The following is a 19,641-nucleotide window of genomic DNA, read 5'->3' on the forward strand; positions in this document are numbered from 1 at the left end:
TGTTGACACGACATCGATGGGCCACCTCGGCACCATCTGTCGGTGGTCTGACCTGCATGTACAGCTTGTCCGATGCCTACTGGCGAGTACGGCAAAGGGCTGGATGGCCTGTGATGACAATCACCCGCGATTTTCTAGTTGACAATCCCAGGTTGATGAACCGCGGTTGACTATTGACCGCCACTGTTTGTGAATCGTTTTCTCGAGGCGTCGGGGATGCAATCCGAACGCTCGCGAATCACGCCGGAAAGGGGGCGCCGATAGGGCGTCGGGAGTGAAGAATGCTGCCGCGTGGGGGTTCGTTGAAGCGCCGTAACGCGCCGATGAGTTGGCACAGATTTGTACCGACGCGGCGTGTCTGTTGTCCGCTTCGCGCTGTCCCGACGAGAGGGCCGGCTCGTAGCTCTTCGGTTGTGGAGCGCTCGACCTAGAGTGATCGCGCGATCAGATTCGCGATCGCACGGCTGCCGAGAGGCGTCGGGTGGCGGGGTTGGGTCTGGGACTGCGAGGCGTTCCCCTCGAACCAGCGGGCTGCGCCGGCGCATGCGTCGTGTCCGACGGCAGCGGAGGCGACGTCGACGAACGTCATCGATCGGGTGACGGCGGCGGTTCGGAGGATGGCGTCGAATCTCTTGAAGAAGGACTGTAGGTACGCGGCGTCGGCGTTGCTGATGTTCGCCTGGCCGGGGCAGCCGGTTCGGCCGTAGTAGCCGGCGTGTCCGACGAGGACCACGCGAGCGAGGGGTGCGCGGGCGGCGATGGTGCTCAGAGTTGCGCCGATCTTCGGTGCGACTGCGGTGAGGGCCGAGGTCATCCGGTCGGCCATGACTCGATCCTGTCGACACCGGGCATCTTGGCCGAACCTGGGCGTGAAGCAGGAGGAGACGATCGACCACCAGCGGAGGTCGTTGCCGCCGATCGAGAGAGTCACCAGTCGCGTGGACCACGACAGTGCGTTGATCTGGACGGGCCGGGCGCCGAATGATGTCGTCTGTCGGCGGGTCGTGACGTCTGCCGTGGTGGCGTTCACGCAGGCAACGGAGGTGTAGCTCATCCGGAGCTGGGCGGCGAGGTGCGTCGGGTAGGCGTCGCGGGTACGGCCGCACCCGTCCGGATTTTGTGCCGAGGTCAGCGTCGGCGCTGCGGCGCGTGAGTCGCCCAAGGCGACATATGCGGGTGCCGCCGGCGCGGCGAGAACCGACGGTACCGACACACAGCTGATCGCGATGGCGAGAACGGCGACGAGTGCGAGGCGGAATCGGGTCACGGCAGGAGTATCCCAGCCGTGTCGGTGAACGTTACGAGGGGTCTGGGCACCGTCTGACAGGCCGGTCCGATGGCACCCTGTGGCCGACTGAGAACAGCCCGTTCAGTCGATACAGAGCTTCGAGTCGACGCGCTAGCGTCAGTGATGTCAACACGCGGTCCCCGAAGCGCGAGCGGATGTGATCCGTGCAACTTTGCCACCGTTGTCGAGGGGCGTCGGTCATGATTGCGCAATGGTGGTGCGACGGGGCGAGCGCGCGCGGATCGGAGTCGTCGATGATCACCCGTCGATCGTCGCCGGGCTGCGGGCGATTCTCGGGGACCAGCCGGACCTGGAGTTCACCGCCGGGGCAGCGACAGTGTCGAAGTTGCTGACAGAGACCCGAGATCTCGACTTGGTCGTCCTCGATCTGCGGTTGGAGGACGGGAGTTCACCGCAGATCAACGTCGACTGTCTCGCTGAACTCGACATCCCGGCTGTCGCCTACACCTCCGGAGACGAACCCTATCTGGTCCGGTTGGCAGCCAGTGCGGGGGTGAAAGCGGTGTTGCGCAAGAACGTTGACGACGACGTACTTCTGGCTGCCATCCGAGCGGTGCTCTCGGGCGAGGAGACTCCGACGGTGGATTGGGCGGCTGCGATCGATGCCGACGACGACTTCGTCGACCTACCACCACAGCTGCGACGTGTCCTCGAGCTGTATGCCGCAGGCGAATCCACTGCCGGAGTTGCCAAATCCATGAACCTGTCCCCAGACACGGTCAGTGACTACGTCGGTCGGATCAGAACGAAGTACGCCGCCGTCGGGCGACCCGCGCCGACTCGGCAGCATTTGATGTTTCGAGCGATAGAGGACGGATGGCACCCGATACCGCGGCGGCTACGACGGCGGAGATAGCGTCTGATCAGGATGTCGCACTCGACGAGTCCGCAGGTCAGCGGATTCTGCGGCAGTTCGCTGTCTTCATCGCCTGTGGCTACCTGGTGTACCTGGTGCTCACCTCCCCGGCTATCGCGGCGTCACTGGCAGTGATGCACATGTGGTGGACGGTGCCCGCACTGGTTGTCGTGTTCGGTCCAGGGCTCGCGCTGGGGCCGCTCGCGTGGCGAGGGTCGCCTCGAGCCCTACGAGTGTGTGCAGGGTTTGCTACCGGCGGCTATTTGGCGGCGGTGTTCACGTGGGGTTTCGGCTGGAACGGCGCGCACCTTTCCGAAACCACCGGCATATGGTTCTTCTCTTTCTGTGGATTGGCTGCGATCGCCGCCGCACTGGCCATGCGTCCGACCTACGCCTTTGTCGTGCTTGTGGTGGTGGTGATCTCGACCGTCACGATCAACTACGTGGCCCGCGACGTCGCACGCAGCGGGCTGTTCGTTCCGGATATGGCGTGGGCATTCGCCTTCTCGCTCGTGTACTTCGCCGCAGCGGTCATGGGGATGCGTACCGCAACGGTTCTCGATGACACGCGGGCGCAGGCCTACCGAACGGCGGCGGCCGCCGCCGCGTCGCAGGCCCGCGCCAACGAGCGGCAACGGTTCAATCAACTCACCCACGACGGCGTCATGGCGACCTTGCTGGTCGCCGCTCGCCGAGGGAACTCCACGCAGTTGGCCGCTCAAGCCCAGGCCACCTTGCACGCACTCGATAGGATCCGCGGCGACGCCGACACCGACGGCACGATGACCCCCGATGCTGTTCTGACGCATCTCAGTGAGGTGACGGCCACGGTGGACCCGACCCGACGTTTCGAGGTTCGCCGCGCAATCGACAGCCCGGACGCCGGCTATCCCGCCACGGTGGTTCGTACAGTCGCGGCAGCGGCTGCGGAGGCGGTCCGCAACAGCGGCCGTCATGCTCGGGCGTCGAAGACGATTGTCTCGGTGGAGATCACGGATGACCGGCTGCACATAGAAGTAGCCGACAACGGGCATGGTTTCGAACCGTCGACGGTGCCGGCCGACCGGCTCGGAATCGCCATCAGCATCCGTGAACGGATGGCGCACATCGGTGGCTCCGCCACCATCGAGTCGGCGCCGATGCGCGGCACTCGTGTGTGCTTGGAGTGGGTGCAGTGATGGTGAGCCCGACCGGTGGGCGCGAGGATATTCGCGACCTGCTCGGAATGCGAACGCGCGGTGCATGGCTCATCATCGGTAGCTACCTCGTCGCCATGGTCATCGTGACCGTGGCCACGGTCAGCAGTTACATCACTCCCTGGGTGGCGGCACTGGGATCGATCATATTGATTGCCGCGACGCTCGTCCTCGTCCTCGTTCCCGGCGACCCTCTCCCGTTCGGGACAACTCTGATGCTGACCGCCTCGGGGCCGGTGGCGTGTGCGCTTGTGTTGTCAGCAACGCCCGCGGTTCTGAGTTCGCCTCTGCAGACCTGGATACACGGCGGCGGGACGTCGATCTACTGCTTCATGAATGTCCGCGGCCGGCGGATCGCGCCGTGGATCGGCTTGCTCGGAATGGTGCTTGTGTTCGCAGTGTGGGCCGTCGCTGTCGGTCGGGGCGCTGCGTACGGCATCAGTTTTGTTGCCATCGACGCAGCCCCTCTGGCGATGGCGACTCTCCTGTCGTTCACTCTTCGGCCCACGGCGAAGGCGGTGTTCTCGCTCCGGGCGCAGACAACCGAACGCGTCGCCGAACTGGCTGCGCAAACCGCCGGCGCCGATGAGCGCGAGAAGCAAGCACGCCACCTCGATCGCCTCGCCCGCCCGATGATCGAGAAGATCGCGTCAGGCGAACCCCTCACCGCAGCTGAGCGAGGAGAGTGCGCACTACTCGAGGCCCACCTGCGCGACCGGCTGAGAGCGCCGATTCTGTCCACGCTCGAGCTCGACGAAGCCGCGTACAGCGCGCGACAGCGGGGCGTGGAGGTCATCTTTCTCGACGATTCCGGTACGCCAGAACAGGACCCCGCTGTCATTGCCTCAGTGCGTGAGGCAGCCGCACACGCCTTGCAAGAAGCGGCGGGCGGGCGCGTGTGCGTACGCATGTGGCCACCCGGACGGGAAACCGTGGCCTCCGTACTCGTGACCGATGCCGCCGGCACACGACGCACCGAGATCAGTGCCGGTCAGGTCGAGGAACGTCCTCGTCTCGGAACCCAGGTCGTCCCCCGTACGGGCAGACCGTTCGCTTGACTATCTATGCCCCCCGGGGCGGTGGCACCATCGCGGGTGCCCCCGCAAGATCGGTCTGTCGCCGACACCGCGACCGTCTTAACGTCACTCCCATCAGCCACAGCAGACCAGCAGGAGTGCAACGATGACGATTCAGGCTCTTGATTCGGTAGGGCGGCCTGCCCTCAGCAAGCGCGAGATCGAGGTGCTGACCGTGTGGCTCGCGTGTGATTCCAAGCAGCAGGCCGCCCGACGACTCTTCGTCGGTGAATCCACGGTGCATACTCACCTCACTCGGATCCGCGACAAGTACCGAGTCGTCGGCCGACCCGCGCCGTCAAAGATCGCCCTGCTCATCAGGGCCATCGAAGACGGAATATGCACCCTCGAACAGATAGCCAGCCTTACTGCGTTGTTTGACAAGGCAACTGAAGTGCAACGCGGGCAACAACATCCGAGTAACGGTCGGAACCTCGCCTGAAGAGACTCCGCGATGATCTGAAGGTCCTCTGAGCGTGTTCAGGATCAAATTTGCGATTGCTCTACTTCCGAGTGGCGTCGGATGGCGGGGTTGAGTCTGTGACCGCGACGAATTGCCTTCGAACCATCGACCCGCTCCGGGACAGGCGTCGTGCCCGACGGTGGCGGAGGCCACGTCGACGAAGGTCATCGATCGGGTGACGGCGGCCGATCGGAGGATCGCGTCGAACAGTCCGAACGGTTGATCCGGCGTCGGACAGTCAACAGGGCCGTCGCCGACCGTTAGCGCCAACCCTTTACCATGACGGGGGTTCGATTTCGATGCGAGAAGTGGCTGACCAGCGGGGTGTTCCGGCCCGGAATCGCTTGTGTGACGAGGAGTATCGGCGATGCCGGCATGGTGTAACCTGCGGGGCTGGGCGCTGCGCGCAGCGATTTCTGCAGTGATTGCGACGGGGATGACGATCGGTGCGATCGGAGGAACTGCGGAGGTGTCGGCCGAGCCGCCGAATCTCGGTCCGGCGCCTGCCGCGGTTCCCGAGGCCATCGACGCCGCTGTGCCGGCACCGCCGGTGAAGAGGTTGCACCGGATACCTGCGCGCTCGGTGACCCCCGGCGCCTCCCACGAGCTGCAGGAACTTCGCGAGGCGGTCATGCCCTCGCCGAGCGGCGACCGGTTCTTCGATCAATGGCCGGCCGACCTCGCACGCCGTGCTGCCGGAGATGTGATCGCCACTCGCGATGTCATGCGCACGGCGCAGTTGCTGATGACGGTTCCGCTGCAATCGGCTCGGCAGATCAAGTTCCGGAGCGTCGACGCCGGCGATCAGCCGATCTTCGGTACCGCGACCCTCCTCGTCCCCGCCAAGGCGTGGAAGGGACCGCGGTCGCGTCCGGTGCTGGTTCACAATTCGCCGATCGTCGCGCTCGGGACGAAGTGCACGCCCGGTTACACGCTTGCTCACGGCTACCACGCCGACACCAACACCACCGACCTCATCCCGCCGTTCGCGCAGTTGGCCTTGGACCGCGGCTACGCGGTGATTATGTCCGACCACACCGGACCCCGGATGGCGTACGCCGAACCGTACGTCGCAGCGCACGTGATCATGGACTCGCTGCGGGCGGCAGGCCGGCTCGACTCCGACAACTTCGCCACCGGACCGATCGCCATGCACGGATACTCCGGTGGCGCGATTGCCACGAATGCCGCGGCGAAGCTTGCCGATTCCTACGCTCCGGAGCAGGCCGGGCGGATCGTCGGCGCGGCATACGGGGGTGTGCCGGCCGACTACCGTTCGCTGGCCGGGGCCATGAACGCCAACCTCGGTTCCGGGGTGTTCCACGCCGCCATGCTCGGTGTCGCACGGGAACGTCCCGAAGTCCTCGCGATGGCGAACAACGCGGCACGCTGGTTGGCCACGTCTCCGATGCGGGACCTGTGTACCAGTGGGATGGGTGTCCTGGGTGTGTCGCACATACCCACCCAGGTTCTGTCGGCCGACCCCGATCCTTACCATTCACCCGTCGCCGAGCGTCTTTTCGCGATCACTTCGATGAAGGATCACCGGGCGACGATGCCGCTGCGGATCTACCACGGGACCTACGAGTGGTGGATACCGGCGAGCCAGGCTCGCGCCCTGTTCGCCGAGCAGTGCGCGCTCAGGGCGTCAGCGTCGTACCGCGAGTACCCGGCCGAACACATGACCGGGATCTTCGCCGGCCTGCCCGACACGTTGACGTGGCTCGACGACCGTCTGCGCGGGAAACCCGCGCGGAGTGAGTGCCGCTGACAGGACGACCTGGGGTGGCTTCGACTCGGCGCCTCGCTCCGCTGGGGCCGGCGCAACCACGGGTCGGGTCAGAGCGCCGCGACGACCAGGTCCGCGATGGCCTTGCTGCCGAGCGGGGTGGGGTGGCGGACCTGGATTGCCGACCGTGAGATGTTTCCCTCGAACCATCGAGCTGAACCTGCGCATGCGTCATGTCCGGCGGCAGGTCCGGCTACGTCGACGAAAACAACCGAGTGTGCCCGAGCGGAGTCTCGGAGCACTGCGTTGAAGCGCTCGAAGAACCGTAGGACGAATGCAGCGTCTGCGGTGCTGATATTCGCCTGACCTGGGCAGCCGGTTTGACCGTAGTAGCCGCCGTGGCCGACGAGAACGACGCGTGCGTTGGGAGCGCGTTGTCTGATCCGGGTCAGCGTGGCGTCGATCTTGGGTGCGAGTGAGGCCAGACCGGAGTTAATTCGTCTTGTCACCGAGGCGTTGGCGCGGCAACGTGCGTCGGGGCCAAACGTCTTGGTGAAACAGGACGACACCAGCGACCACCACTGCAGATCGATACCGCCGATCGACAGAGTGACCAGCCGCGTCGACCGCGACAGCGCGTGTGTTTGAACGAGGCGCGGACCGTACAGCGTCAGCTGTGGTGTCGTCGTGACATTGGCGGTGGTGGCATTGACACAGGCGACGGACCGCAGGCTCAGTCCGAGGCGCGCGGCCACGTGTACCGGGTAGCCGTCGGGTGTGCGCCCGCAACCGTCTGGGCGCAGGGTGGAACCGTTCGTTGGCGCGGCAGCGCGCGAGTCGCCCAACGCGACGTATTCGGGACCACCCGGGGTCGCCGTCGCGGGCACCGCCAGGACGGTGCCGAGGATGCAGAGGAGGGCTGCGACAGTCGTGATGCGGACGCGGGTCATCAGGGAGCGGAGGCCGTCGAGCATGATGGTATTCCGGTTTCTCTTGCGGGACGAGGGGGCGCGTTGCCTTCTTCAGCAGAAGGCCTTGAGGTTCTGTTTCGAGTTGAAGTCCGTCAAGGTGACCGAACCGCTGTCGGCAGCCTCGGATAGTTGAGCTCCTTCCCATCGAAGCGCCTCGGCGGGAAACTGCTGGGCGAGTTCACCAAGTCTCGCAACGGCTTCGAGGCCACCTGCAGGACCGCGGGAGTTGATCAGAGTCCTGGTTCGGTACAGGTCCGAGACTTTTAGCCATGCGTCGCAGACGTCCTGCTTCGTCGGAGCCGTGTTCTCATCCGACGCGCTTCTGGGTTCCTCGACCGTGACCTGCGCGCCGTCGGGCCGCTTGCAGCGGATGACAGGTTCACCCGCCTCGGTCTCGGCCGCACCGAGGATGTTGCATCCCCACGAGTCGAGTTGCGCGCCACGATCACCGCGTTGGGTGCGGGAATCGTCGACGTAGCGTTCGACGAGACGGAGGGCGCTCTGGCAATCAACACCTCTGGCGACGACGCGAAGCTTCGGGAAATCGGCTGTGGGCCCGCAGTTGTCGGCCTCGTCCTGGGAAGCCGGTTTCGGCAGACACATGCACAGGGTGAGAGTCTTGACGGTACCGCTGGCGACATCGCCGTCGTAGGAAACCTTGAGTGCGATACCGCGGGGCTCATCAGCTGCGAAATATGCTGTGGACGTGGCCTTGTCGTCACGAACCGGCTTGCCGAACAGTTCGACGACGCGACTCATCGGAGTGCCGACCGTCACCCCGTCGACTGTCGTGACTGCCGATCCGAGCGGGCGGATCTCGACCAGTACGCCCTCGGCGAATACCCATTCGCAGTCGCGCCAGCGCACGACCACGCGGTCGCCGTCCACCGTTCCCGTGGACAGTTCCGGGAAGCCTGGCGTCGTGGCTCTGATCTCATCGGCCCGAGACCCCAGGTTCACCCCGGCCAGTCCGGTGTTGGTCAGCTTCGTCGACGCCGAGTCGGCGTCACGAGCGGCGGCGATCCGTGCGGCGAGCTGTTGCGAGTTGTCTGCCGTGATGTACACACCGCCGCCCTCGCGGGCGATGCACTCCAGCTGGGTGTTCGTCGCACGAAAGCCGATGGTGCTGATCGTGACGTCGGGGTGGCGAGCGCGCAGCTGCCGGGCCGTGTCGCAGGGATCGGGCGGACAGTTTGCCTCTCCATCGGAGACCAGAACGACGGACCCTCCGCTGCCCGCCAGCAGCTCGACACCTTGGGTGAGAGCCTTCGACAACGGGGTCCATCCCTGGGCCTCGACACCGGCGATGGCTTCGGCTGCCGCCCCCTTGTCTACGGGTGCCAGATCCATGATCGTCGTGACGTCCTGGCAGCCGGCCGCCTGGCGCGTCGTCTTCGCGTTGAGTGTGTTCCCGTAGGCGACGAGTCCGAACGGTGTGCCGTCGGGGAGGCCCGTCGCAAAATCCGTCACGGCGGCGCGTGCAGCGTCGATGCGGGGGCCGGGAGCGTCGGCAGTCAGCATCGACTCTGATCCGTCGAGCACGACGACCACCGGGGAAGAATCGGCAGACGCGGTCGTGCTCTCCGACGGGGAGCTCGGGCTGCCTTCGCCCGACGTGCTACATGCGGCCACAAGGAGACAGAGGATGGCCAGCGAGCCCAGCCGGGCGGATAGCGTCACCAGCGGATAGTAGGTAGTCGACGGCCTCGCCGGAACCTTCACCGGCCGAGTTCACCCGATCGGGTGACACTCGGTTCTCCTGTGCCGCAGCGCGCTTCGCGCGAGACGTCGGTGCTGGTGCCCCCACCAGGGCTCGAACCTGGGACCTGCGGATTAAAAGTCCGTAGCTCTACCAACTGAGCTATAGGGGCAGGGCCCCGGCGAGCCGGGGCGTCGATGAGTTTACAACGTGTGCAGACGGTGCGAACGTGACCCTCGGTGTGCGTGTCGTCGAACTGGTCGCGATGCTTCGTTTATGGGTCTGACCAGTCGATTTGTGGTTTGCGCGAGACCTGTCATAAGCTATGCGAGCTCCCAACGGAGAACACGACCGGCCCCCTTCGTCTAGCGGCCTAGGACGCCGCCCTTTCAAGGCGGTAGCGCGGGTTCGAATCCCGTAGGGGGTACGCCTGCGCGGCACTCGGTAACGAGGACCGCGCAGATAATTTAACAAGGCCCTGTGGCGCAGTTGGTTAGCGCGCCGCCCTGTCACGGCGGAGGTCGCGGGTTCGAGTCCCGTCAGGGTCGCCAAAGGTTTCGGTTCATCGTCAACCGGTACCTTCCGGCCAGGTAGCTCAGTTGGTACGAGCGTCCGCCTGAAAAGCGGAAGGTCGTCGGTTCGATCCCGACTCTGGCCACCACAACGATCCCCAGCAGTCTGAGACTGCTGGGGATTCTTTGTTTGGTGGAGACCCGCATGTGGGCCTCGTCTGGAGGAATCGTTCGTTGTGGTCTAGATCGCAACGACGACAACCGATTCCGCCGAACGGACGACGCGTGGCTTGATGCACGATGCCGCTGACATTGGCATGATGGGTCCGGTGAACGCGATACCGGGGGGTACGCCGCGTCTACCCTCACAAAACAGATTCCCGGAACAGCCCGACAACGGGTCGGCACGGCATGCTGCCGATTCCATCCCACCGACATACCGGTACGAGTACAAGGACCCGTACGCGCCCATGTCCGCCGCCAAACAGGTGGCGCTGGGATGCGCGATCTCCCTGGTGCTCATCGCCTTTGCGGTCGCAGCGTTTCTCATCGGGCAGGGGTGAGGGTTTCGATGTAGGTCGCCAAGTGGCTTCGACTCGGCTCCTCGCCTAGCGGCTCGGTGCCGGCTCAACCAGCAGTGTGAGGGGCGGCTCGGTGCCGGCTCAACCAGCAGTGGGGTCGGTGTCGGCTCAACCAGCAGTGGGGTCGGTGTCGGCTCAACCAGCAGCGTGAGGGGCGGCTCGGTGCCGGCTCAACCAGCAGTGGTGTCGGTGTCGGCTCAACCAGCAGTGGTGTCGGTGTCGGCTCAACCAGCAGTGGGGTCTAACCAGCGATGGGCGGGCGTAGGCTCAGCCAGCGTGGTGTGCAGGCTCGGCCAACGGAGGGCGGCGCTGAGCCGAGGGGGTGATGCTCGGCCCAGCGCCGGACTTGTCGGCGGCTCCACCGAGGGGCGGGGGAGTCGACGCGACCGCGGAGTGGCTCGGCTGGGTATCTGAATACTGCTGTTGTAGAGCAATTTTCAGCTGTCAGGCTGCCGCACCGGACTCCCCGTCACTTGAGTCGGACGAGGTGCTCGTGTCGTCGGCAGTGTCCGCTTCAGGCCCGTCCGATGAATCCGCGTCGGTCGTCGACGCGTCGGCGTCAACGCTCGAGTAGGCGGGCTCGGATTCGGCAGGTTCAACGCTGGTGGGGTCGGGGTCGGCCGAATGCCGTCCGCTGCCGGTGAGCCGGTGTCGTCCGCCCTCGGTCGGGGTCGATTCAGTCGTTGCTTCCGAGTCGACGACCTCGGGGGCGCGATGGCGTCCTCCCGATGGCACCTCGCCGTCGGGCTCGAACGCGTCCACACTCGGAACTGATAGCGGCTCGACGAGATCATCGGCTGGATCCCCGAGGCGGGCGGTGACCGGGACGTCGTCTGAGGGCGAGGATTCCACCGGCACCGCGGCGTTCGAGGCGGTCGGCGTGACCAGAGGATAGAAGGCGTTGTTGACCGCGTCCCACCGCTCGAGATCGTCCTCACTCGGCTCGATACCCACCGCGTCGTTGAGGATCATCGCGACCAGCGTGAGCGGGTGGTGTTTCGGCTGATAGACGACGTACGTCGTATTGCCGTCGCGGCTTTTCATCGTCGTCGGCGCTGTGGTGTAGTCGATGAGGTTGCCGTAGTTCTCTTCGCCCAGGCCCGAATGGATCGCGATGAAGCCGGCCGCGTTGACGAGCAGCGAACTCACCGGCCGGAGCGTTCGCCACTGGAAGTTGGCAACCGGATCGCCGACCACGATGACGGAAACCACGGGGAGATCGTCGCCGGTGTCGCCGGGATCGCGCGCTCCGTTGCTCTCGGCGCCGAATAGTTCGAACACTGAACCGACGACGTTGTTGTCGGCCCACGCCTTCAGGCCCCACGGGCTCCGCGGGTCGGAGATGAGCAGGATCGTCGAGTTGTCGACGTCGATCCCGTTGGGCTGACCGACCGCGATCTCCGCAGCATTGCCCAGGGCTTCGGCGCCTTGCGAGTAACCGGTGTAGACGATGTACGGCTGCCCCTCGGTCTGCTCCGCGAACGCCCGCATGACTGTGAGGTTGTTTTCGACGGCGACATCCCGAGAAGCGTCGTAACTCGGGGCGAAGATCGGCAGGATCGCACCGGACCGGCCCGAGACAATCGGGCCGAGCGCTTCGGGATACTCGATCACCAAGACCTGACGGCCGGCACGCAGACCCTTGATACGTGGGAACAAGGTTCCGTCGTCGGTTCCCGGCGTCACCACCACGATCGTGTTCCCGTCGACATGCGGGAACGTCGTCGACAGCCAGTCCGGACCGAGCCCGTCGTCGGGTTCCGCGGGGCGGAACACGCCGTCGTCGTTCAGTTCCTCGATGGTGGCCAGGGTCTCGGCCGAAATCACCGGCGCGGCCGACGCGGTTGTGGGCAGTGCAGTCGGTACGACCATGCCGAGGCACAGCGCGCAACCCACCGTGGACGCGCGCAGCGTCCGTCGAAATCCGTTCATGTCTTCCCGCCCTTGCCCCCGCCGCCGACCTGATCACCGGCCATTGGCATGTTTGATTCGATCTCTACGATCGTGAAACCAGGTCAATTGTTCGCAGCCGCAAGGAAAAAGGACAAGTTACCGGCGAGTTTTCACCCGATCAGGGGAACGCTCGTGTTTGTCAGAACGGGGGTGGGTCGATGCGGTCGAGTTCTTCGCGGGCTCGTTTGTTTCGGGCGCGTTCTTGTCGCCGGCGGGCCAGTTTGGCGTCCAGTCGGCTGTGTGTGCGCTCCGGATTGTCGGAGGCGATGACGCGTGGGGTGGGTGGGGCTTGGGCGGCTTGTTCGAACCGGATCCGCCGAAGGTTCGGGAAGGTGTCTTCGAGGGTTTCGGCGTCGCCGGGCAGGGTGACCCCTTCGGGGGTTTCGTATTCGGTGACCAGGCGTCCGTCGTCGTCGCGGTATTGCACATCGACCCAGTCCCCGTGGGTTTTGAACAGGTGACCGGGGCGGCATTTGGTGTTGAGGTTCTCACTCGACGTCGCCCCACCGCGGGAAGGGTCGGTGTGGTCGTATTCGGTGACGTGGTCGAGATCGCACGCGAATGCCGAACGGGTGCAGCCGGGTTCGGTGCAGTATCCGTCCCGCACTCGCACGAAGTCGGCGCACGACGTGGTGGGCCGGTATCCGTTGCCGGGGTGGGTGGCCGGGTAGACCACTGCGACACTCGCGGTGGTCTCGACGGGTCGATCGGGTTCGTCTGCGTCGGTGTCGTTTTCGCCGTGTGCGCCGGTCGTGGCGGCGTCGGCTCGGGTGTCCTCGGCTGGTGCCGGGCGCTGGGCGGTCCGCCGCTGGTCGGCGTCGTTGGTGCTGGGGGCGACGTAGGTGGGTTGGGTGCGGGCGGGGGTGACCGGGGACAGCGTGGCGTCGGGGCGGGCGGCGAGGTCACGGACGTGTTCGTCGCTGATGATGCCGTGTTCGTCGAGGAACCCGACCCCGGGTGCCCCGGCCAGGGTCGCGGCATCGGTCACCACATGGATCACGATCTCGGCGCGGACCGCGTCGAGGACGCTCTGTGGGTCTGGGATGTCGGCAGTGCACGGCTGTTCATCGTCGCACTGGCAGTCGAAGCTGGTGCGGGTCAGCAGCGCGAACATCGCATCGGATCGTCGTATCCCCTGGGTGCGGGCATCCCGCTTGCAGACCGTGTCGGCGAGGATGGCGACGGCTTTGGCCGAGATCCGCACGTTTTCCGCCGACATCACGGCGGTGAGTTCGGCGGTGCCGTCGGGCAGTTCGTGGGTCCACACCCCACGTTGATCCATCGCGTCTTGGCGGCGTTGGCGTACCGCGTCGGGGTCGTGGCGAAAGACGAGGCGGTCGACCATGTCCCGCAGCCGCGCCCGATCCCACACACCTGTGCGGCGACGCACAGTGTCGGCGATCTCGGCATCCAACGCGGGGGTGATGGGGTCGTCGGTGGGGATCAGTTCGGTGCGGGAGATGATCAGCCGGATCTGCCACTGCGACAGGACCCCGTCACGCAGGGTGTCAGCTACCTCGGGGAGCCGGTCGCGCAGCGCGATCGCCTCATCGATCAGGGTTTCGGCGTGGCGGCGGGACACCCCGGCCTGGCGGGCGATGCGGGCCGCGCAATCGGCGTGGCCGTCCATGACGAACCCGGACGCGCTGGTGGTGATCAGGCGGTCGGTCATCGCCGCGATCGTCTGATACTGGTGCCAGGCGAGGTAGGACTCGCCGCGCCGGGTGGCGTCGAGGCCGGCCATCAACGACACCATGTCGGTCTCTGCGGCGTGGGCAGGGTCGACTCCGGCGATGTACTCGCCCGGTAGATCGGTCCACGCCTTCACCACGCCCCTCGACGCCTCTTCTGTCACCCGCTGCGACCAGGTGATCCGTTGAAAAACAATGTAAACCCGGCCACCGACAAGTCCGGTTGAGTCTCCACAGGAGTGACATCGTTGTCGACGAAATAAATTCTGGGCGTTGCGGTATGGTGCCGTCCGGGTTGTCGATGGCTGAGATCGTCGGGTCGCCGAGTGGTTTCGACACGGCGACTCGCCTAGCGGCTCGTTGCCGGCTCAACCAGCGGAGGGGGCGCCGGCTCAATTAGCGGGGGTGGGCGACTCGCCTAGCGGCTCGTTGCCGGCTCAACCAGCGGGGGGTTCCGGCTCAACGAGCGGAGGGAAGGGGTGGTCGCCAGGTGGCTTCGACACGGCGATTCGCCTAGCGGCTCGTTGCCGGCTCAACCAGCGGAGGGGCGCCGGCTCAACCGGCGGGGGACGGCGCCGGCTCAACCAGCGGAGGGGGCGCCGGCTCGACCGGCGGAGGGGGCGCCCCGGCTCAACCAGCGGAGGGTGCCGGCGCGACCAGCGGCAACGGCGCAATCGTGCCGCTTCCGTTCGTCGGACCGGCCATACTCATTCGATGAGAACTCGCACGACCAGGGTGGTCGTCCGCAGCGTGTACGGTACCGCCGCCGTCGAGTGGTTCTTGATCCTCGCGATCGCGACGATCATCGTCACGCGCCTGTATCTGCATCTCACCGGGTATCCGCAGGTCGGAAGCGGAACACTGCACATCGCGCACGCGCTGTGGGGTGGCGCGCTGATGATGCTGGCGCTCATCACCGGATGGCTGTTCCTCGGGGCGACGGCGCGGATCATCGCGATCGTGCTGGGCGGTATAGGTTTCGGGTTGTTTCTCGACGAGGTCGGCAAGTTCGTCACCCGCTCCAACGACTACTTCTACGGGCCGTCGGCGGAGATCATGTACGTGCTCGTCGTGATGATCCTGTTGATCAGCCGCGTCGTTCGGGATGTCAAGCGGCCCACCGGCGCCGAGGCGCTCGCCAATGCGGCGGTCATCGCGGCCGACGGTGTCGCGCACGGGCTTCCGGAACGTCGTCGACGCCAGGCCGAAGAGTTTCTCGTGGTGGCCGAGGGCAAGGGGCTCGACGTCGAGACGATCGGTCACATCCGAGCGCTCCTCGAATCCAGCGAGGGTACGCCGGACCGGTTGATGCGACTCCGGGACCGGGCGGTTGCCCTGATCCCGGACTTCTTCCGCAGTCCCCGATGGATTCCGGTCGTCGGGTGGGGGTTGGTCATCGCGTCCGCACTCACCGTCATCGTCGGCGTGCTGAGCTTCTACTTCTCCGGAGACCGCAGCGAAGAACTCGACATCTACATCGAACTCACCGGCAGCACGCCCGCCACCTGGATTCTGTTGATCAGCGGGATCGCGACACTCGCCCTGGCGCTTCCGGCGATGGTCGCGCGCCGGCGCGGTGTGGAGCCGGCCGGGCCGCTACGAGGGCTGCGTATCGCCGCCCTGGTGTTCATGTTGTCGAACGCTCTCGTCGACTTCGCGCTCGAGGGCTTCGGTGCCCTGTTCAACCTCGCCCTGGGCTTGTTCGCCCTCAGCATCGTGAGTTACCATCTCGCGCAGGCGTCCGTCGCGTCGGACGGCAGTCGTGATCAACTGAGGGTGTGACTCATCTCGATCGGACTGTGGCTGCCGCGCGTGTCGAGGGCTTCGACCGGCGGACCGCGGACGTCCCGGGCGCACGGGCCGCCTCGGTCGTCCTCGCGGTAGCGGAGAAGGACGGCCGTCAGGGGATCTGGCTGTGCAAGCGTCCCACGACGATGCGACGCCACGCCGCCCAATTCGCACTCCCCGGTGGCCGGCTCGACCCCGGCGAGGACCACATCACGGCGGGCCTGCGCGAACTCGACGAGGAACTCGGCATCCAGCTGCCGCCGAGCTCGGTGCTCGGGGCGCTCGACGACTATCCGACGCGCTCGGGTTTCGTGATCACCCCGATCGTCTGCTGGGCCGAGGAATACCAGGAGCCGACGCCCAACCCCGACGAGGTGGCGCTGCTGTTCTTCGTCACCTTCTCCGAACTGCTCGTCGAACCGCGGTTCCTCACGATCCCGCAGTCCGATCTCCCGGTCATCCAGTTGCCCATCGTCGGCTCCCTCGTCCACGCCCCGACAGCCGCGGTGATCTACCAGTTCGCCGAGGTGGTCCTGCGGAACCGGCAGACACGGGTCGACGGCTTCGAGCAGCCGGTCTTTGCCTGGAAATAGCCGCTCAGCCGGCGACGAGTCGCTGCTCGGCCCGACGCACGTAGGGCCGGGCTCCCGTGTCGCGGGCCACCCGGACGGCATCCTGCAGGTCGGCGGTTCCATCCAGCCCGACGACCTCGCGTGCGGTTCCGCGGTACAGCGTCGCGGGTCCCAGACACACGAGTCCGGGCCATTGCACCACCAGGCCCGACGACCAGTCGGCGGCGAACGGCTCGATGCGGCGGCAGATCTCACCAGCGGCGTCGCGGTGACGGGAATCGCGAGACACCGCGTAGAGCGTCTCGACGAGCAGTGGAACGCGCGCCACCACGCGCGAACCGGCCCACTGGTCGACGTCCGCGGTCAGCTCCGTCGCGAGTTCGAGGGCACGGTCGAGGTCGCCGCTCTCGGCGGCGCCCAGTGCGATCACCAGGGTGAAATCCTCGTCCACCTCTTCCGCGAGGGCGTCGAACGGCGGCAACGCGGAGGCGAGCTCGCCGCGGTGCCACGCGGCGATCGACGCGCTGGTCGCCATCGACGACTCGGCGAGAAGTCGTGCACGGTCGGACAGCCCGCCGACCGTCGCAGCGAACGTCTCGGTCAGTGCCGTGCTGGTGTCGTAGTCGCCACGTAACAGCGCGATCATCACCTGCCACCACAACTGCATCGTCTCCACATCGGTACCGCCGATACGTTCGGCGAGCCGGGTGAACTCGGTGGACAGGCGTCGCGCCAGACGCAGATCAGCCGCCTCCAACGCGCAGACACGTTGCAGATGCAGCGCGGTGGCGCGTTTGTGGAGGTCGCCGGCCGACAGTTCGTAGAGCTCCCGGGCGATCTTGCGTCGATCCGCCAGACGGTCGGGAACCCACCGGACGAGGAACTCGGCGAGGTCGATCTCGAAATCCACGGCACCGCTGTCGTGGACGACACGTGCGGCACCGAGATGGTCGTCGGCGCCCGGCAAGCCGAGGACGGTCAACCGGGCTGCCTCCGATGCGTGAAGGCGCGCAACCACTTCGGGGTCCAGGGCCTCGCCGTGCGTCAGTGCCTCGCGGGCGAGAGCGGCATGGTCGGTCTGGACGACGCCGTAACCGGACCAGTAGCCGGCGACCCCGTTCGGTGCCGACAGCAGTGCGGTCTCGGCGAGCGCGGGCCAATCCCGCGTCAGCCGACTCACCGTCGCCGCCGATTCGAAAGAGTCCGCAGCCGAATCGAACTCCCCGATGCGCAGCGCGGCGGTGCCGGCGATCCGGCGCAATTCGACGGTCGAGTCGGGGTCGAGTCCGGGCAGACCGAGCCCACGTCGTGCCAGGTCGAGCGCACGATGATCGGCCGTTGCCGAGAGTGCGCGGTGAGCCGCCCCGATGCATGTGCGAGCGGCGACGGCGGTCGAGTCCTCGTCGACGGCGCACTCGACGCGGTGCACGGCCAGTGACTCGAGATCGTCGGGACGCACCGCTTCGAACGCAGCGGCGAGCCGCGCGTGCGCCTCGATCCGTTGCTCGCGCGAGAGGTGGTCGGCGAGACCCTTCGTGACGCTCGCAAGCTCGCTCCTCAGGGGGCTGGTGGTGACGCTCGCAAGCTCGCTCCTCAGGGGGCTGATGAGCCCGCTGCGGACTGCCTCGCCGGCCACGCCCTGACCGAGGGTGCGGGCCACCTCGGTGAACACATCGTCGGGGAGATCGCCGCCTGCGATCGCCACGGCCGTGACCAGCGCACGAGCGGCCGGGGAGAGATCGTCGAACCGCGTCGAGTACATCGATCGGGCGGGATGGTCCCGGTCCGGCGGCGCCCCGGTCCAGGCGATGGCGCACAGTTGTTGCGCCACAGCAGGATTGCCGAATGACTGCGCGACCAGCGCGTCAGCGTCGACCCGGCCCGTGTCACCGAGCTGCTCGAGACGCCGAACGATCAACGCGCGCATGTCGTCGGAGCCGAGTTCGGTCAGACGCACCTCGGCGACCGGCCCGTGCCGGTTCAGTGTCGACCGGAGGATCTCGACGGGCTCGGCGTCGGGGTCGCGGCAGGTGACCAGGACCGTCATCGGTGCCTGTCCGATACCTGCAAGCACGCGTCCCAGCACAAGAGCCGAGTCGGCGTCGAGCCACTGGGCGTCGTCGACCAGTAACACCGATCGCCCGTGCTCGGCGACGTCGGACCAGATGCGGGCGGTGAGGTCAGCGACGATTCGCGTCGTCGGTACGGAGACCGGGGACTCGCCGAAGAGTTCGTCGAGGCCGCCGAACGTCGGTCCGGGCGGGCCGGGTCGGCCGATGAAGCGGCGGGCCGCGGCACCGTGCCGTGCGATGAGGTGCTCGACCAGCGCGGTCTTCCCGATGCCCGACGGGCCGATGAGGACCACGCCCGCGGGACGGTCCGCGCCGGTTCGCCAGACCTGTTCGAGCACTGCGTGTTCGGTCACTCGGCCGATGAGTTCGCGTACCGGCTGCGGCGTGGCGGAGGCGGCGGAGAGCGGCGAGACCGCGGGAGACGGGTCGAGCAGGTCGTCTTCCAGCGCGACCGTGTCGGGATGCGGATCGAGACCCAGGTCGTCACGGAGCGCCTGCCGGAGTCGGCGCAGTACGCCGAGGGCGTCGACCGTGCGTCCGTCGTCGTGCAGCGCATGAGCGAGGGTCCGCGCGGCGCCCTCGCGGTAGGGGTGCCGTTGACACAGCGGCGTCAGCAACGCGACCGAGCGACGGTACTCGCCGACCGTGCGCAGCGCGTCGGCTGCGGTCTCGGTGAACTCGGCACGTATCTCCGCGAGCCGGACGAGTTCGGGTGCGATGTCGGCGATGTCGGCGATTTCCGGAAGCGGTTCGCCCCGCCATAGTTCGAGCGCTCGGCACAACACCTCTGCGCCGGCCCGGGGGTCGGACCGGACGAGCTGCAATCCCTCCTGGCCGAACTGGTCCAGCAGATCGAGGTCGGTGACTGCGCCGTCGCAGTGCAGTAGGTATCCCGCGGGGACGGTGTCGATGCGGACGACGCCGGTAGGGGCGAGCGAGCGTCGAAGCCGGGACACATACCCGTGCAGCGTGCTCGCCGCCGACGCCGGTGGACGACCACGCCACAGGAGCTCGGTCACCCGCTCAGGCGAGCACGCGGTCCGTTCCGCGGCGAGGATGGCAAGCAGCTCGGCGTGCTTGCGGGCTGTCATCGGGATCGGCGACCCGTCGGCAGCCGTGACCGACAGTGGACCCAGGACCCGGATCGCCAGATGTGGTTCAGAAGCCAACTCA

13 protein-coding genes and 4 tRNA genes are annotated in these 19,641 nt (G+C 66.6%); 10 read left to right on the plus strand and 7 right to left on the minus strand.

The features are described 5' to 3' along the window. Window positions 1-427 precede the first annotated feature (427 nt). Window positions 428-1,267 (minus strand): SGNH/GDSL hydrolase family protein, encoded by an 840-nt coding sequence (locus B1818_RS17660; protein ID WP_078113505.1) that lies wholly within the window; start codon window positions 1,265-1,267, stop codon window positions 428-430. A 232-nt stretch (window positions 1,268-1,499) separates the two neighbouring features. Here B1818_RS17660 and B1818_RS17665 point away from each other — a divergent pair, with 232 nt between their 5' ends. The 5 genes from B1818_RS17665 to B1818_RS17685 all read left to right on the plus strand — a co-directional run bounded on the left by B1818_RS17665 (window position 1,500) and on the right by B1818_RS17685 (window position 6,671). After that, window positions 1,500-2,165, plus strand: a complete 666-nt coding sequence (locus B1818_RS17665; protein WP_078113506.1) for a response regulator transcription factor — start codon at window positions 1,500-1,502, stop codon at window positions 2,163-2,165. Between the two features lie 95 nt (window positions 2,166-2,260). Then, window positions 2,261-3,343 carry a sensor histidine kinase gene (locus tag B1818_RS17670; protein WP_176455953.1) on the plus strand — a complete coding sequence of 361 codons (1,083 nt, stop codon included), beginning with the start codon at window positions 2,261-2,263 and terminating at the stop codon, window positions 3,341-3,343. Next, window positions 3,343-4,419 carry a hypothetical protein gene (locus tag B1818_RS17675; RefSeq protein ID WP_078113552.1) on the plus strand — a complete coding sequence of 359 codons (1,077 nt, stop codon included), beginning with the start codon at window positions 3,343-3,345 and terminating at the stop codon, window positions 4,417-4,419. The genes B1818_RS17670 and B1818_RS17675 overlap by 1 nt, the downstream gene beginning before the upstream one ends. 124 nt (window positions 4,420-4,543) lie before the next feature. Beyond that, window positions 4,544-4,879 (plus strand): LuxR C-terminal-related transcriptional regulator, encoded by a 336-nt coding sequence (locus B1818_RS17680; protein ID WP_078113508.1) that lies wholly within the window; start codon window positions 4,544-4,546, stop codon window positions 4,877-4,879. Between the two features lie 388 nt (window positions 4,880-5,267). Then, window positions 5,268-6,671 (plus strand): lipase family protein, encoded by a 1,404-nt coding sequence (locus tag B1818_RS17685; protein WP_078113509.1) that lies wholly within the window; start codon window positions 5,268-5,270, stop codon window positions 6,669-6,671. Window positions 6,672-6,739: 68 nt separating this feature from the next. Here the strand turns inward: B1818_RS17685 and B1818_RS17690 are convergent, their stop codons facing one another. From B1818_RS17690 to B1818_RS17700, 3 genes are all read right to left on the minus strand, one after another. After that, window positions 6,740-7,603: an SGNH/GDSL hydrolase family protein gene (locus tag B1818_RS17690; RefSeq protein WP_254859747.1), complete on the minus strand. Its 864-nt coding sequence runs from the start codon at window positions 7,601-7,603 to the stop codon at window positions 6,740-6,742. A gap of 48 nt (window positions 7,604-7,651) precedes the next feature. After that, window positions 7,652-9,280 carry a VWA domain-containing protein gene (locus B1818_RS17695; protein ID WP_139363047.1) on the minus strand — a complete coding sequence of 543 codons (1,629 nt, stop codon included), beginning with the start codon at window positions 9,278-9,280 and terminating at the stop codon, window positions 7,652-7,654. Window positions 9,281-9,395: 115 nt separating this feature from the next. Beyond that, window positions 9,396-9,471 (minus strand) — tRNA-Lys (locus B1818_RS17700). Between the two features lie 182 nt (window positions 9,472-9,653). On the opposite strand from B1818_RS17700, the gene B1818_RS17705 reads away from it, so the two are divergent. From B1818_RS17705 to B1818_RS17715, 3 genes are all read left to right on the plus strand, one after another. Next, window positions 9,654-9,726: transfer RNA gene (locus B1818_RS17705), tRNA-Glu, on the plus strand. 47 nt (window positions 9,727-9,773) lie between these two features. Next, window positions 9,774-9,850: transfer RNA gene (locus tag B1818_RS17710), tRNA-Asp, on the plus strand. Between the two features lie 33 nt (window positions 9,851-9,883). After that, window positions 9,884-9,960 (plus strand) — tRNA-Phe (locus B1818_RS17715). Window positions 9,961-10,836: 876 nt separating this feature from the next. On the opposite strand, the gene B1818_RS17725 is transcribed toward B1818_RS17715, so the two are convergent. Continuing rightward, window positions 10,837-12,324 carry a PE-PPE domain-containing protein gene (locus B1818_RS17725; protein WP_078113512.1) on the minus strand — a complete coding sequence of 496 codons (1,488 nt, stop codon included), beginning with the start codon at window positions 12,322-12,324 and terminating at the stop codon, window positions 10,837-10,839. A 160-nt stretch (window positions 12,325-12,484) separates the two neighbouring features. After that, window positions 12,485-14,200, minus strand: coding sequence for an HNH endonuclease signature motif containing protein (locus tag B1818_RS17730; protein WP_254859749.1), 1,716 nt, complete (start codon window positions 14,198-14,200; stop codon window positions 12,485-12,487). Between the two features lie 571 nt (window positions 14,201-14,771). Between B1818_RS17730 and B1818_RS17735 the strand changes: the two genes are divergently transcribed. Both B1818_RS17735 and B1818_RS17740 read left to right on the plus strand, forming a co-directional pair. Next, on the plus strand, window positions 14,772-15,818 hold the full coding sequence (locus tag B1818_RS17735; RefSeq protein WP_078113514.1) for a hypothetical protein: 1,047 nt from the start codon (window positions 14,772-14,774) through the stop codon (window positions 15,816-15,818). Then, on the plus strand, window positions 15,815-16,417 hold the full coding sequence (locus B1818_RS17740; protein WP_078113515.1) for a CoA pyrophosphatase: 603 nt from the start codon (window positions 15,815-15,817) through the stop codon (window positions 16,415-16,417). Before B1818_RS17735 ends, B1818_RS17740 begins: the two co-directional genes overlap by 4 nt. A gap of 4 nt (window positions 16,418-16,421) precedes the next feature. On the opposite strand, the gene B1818_RS17745 is transcribed toward B1818_RS17740, so the two are convergent. Further along, entirely contained in the window at window positions 16,422-19,637 is a 3,216-nt protein-coding gene (locus B1818_RS17745) for a BTAD domain-containing putative transcriptional regulator (RefSeq protein ID WP_078113516.1), read from the minus strand. Between the last annotated feature and the right edge of the window lie 4 nt (window positions 19,638-19,641).

The sequence above is a fragment of the Gordonia sp. IITR100 genome (assembly GCF_002009645.1).
Taxonomy (GTDB): domain Bacteria; phylum Actinomycetota; class Actinomycetes; order Mycobacteriales; family Mycobacteriaceae; genus Gordonia; species Gordonia hongkongensis.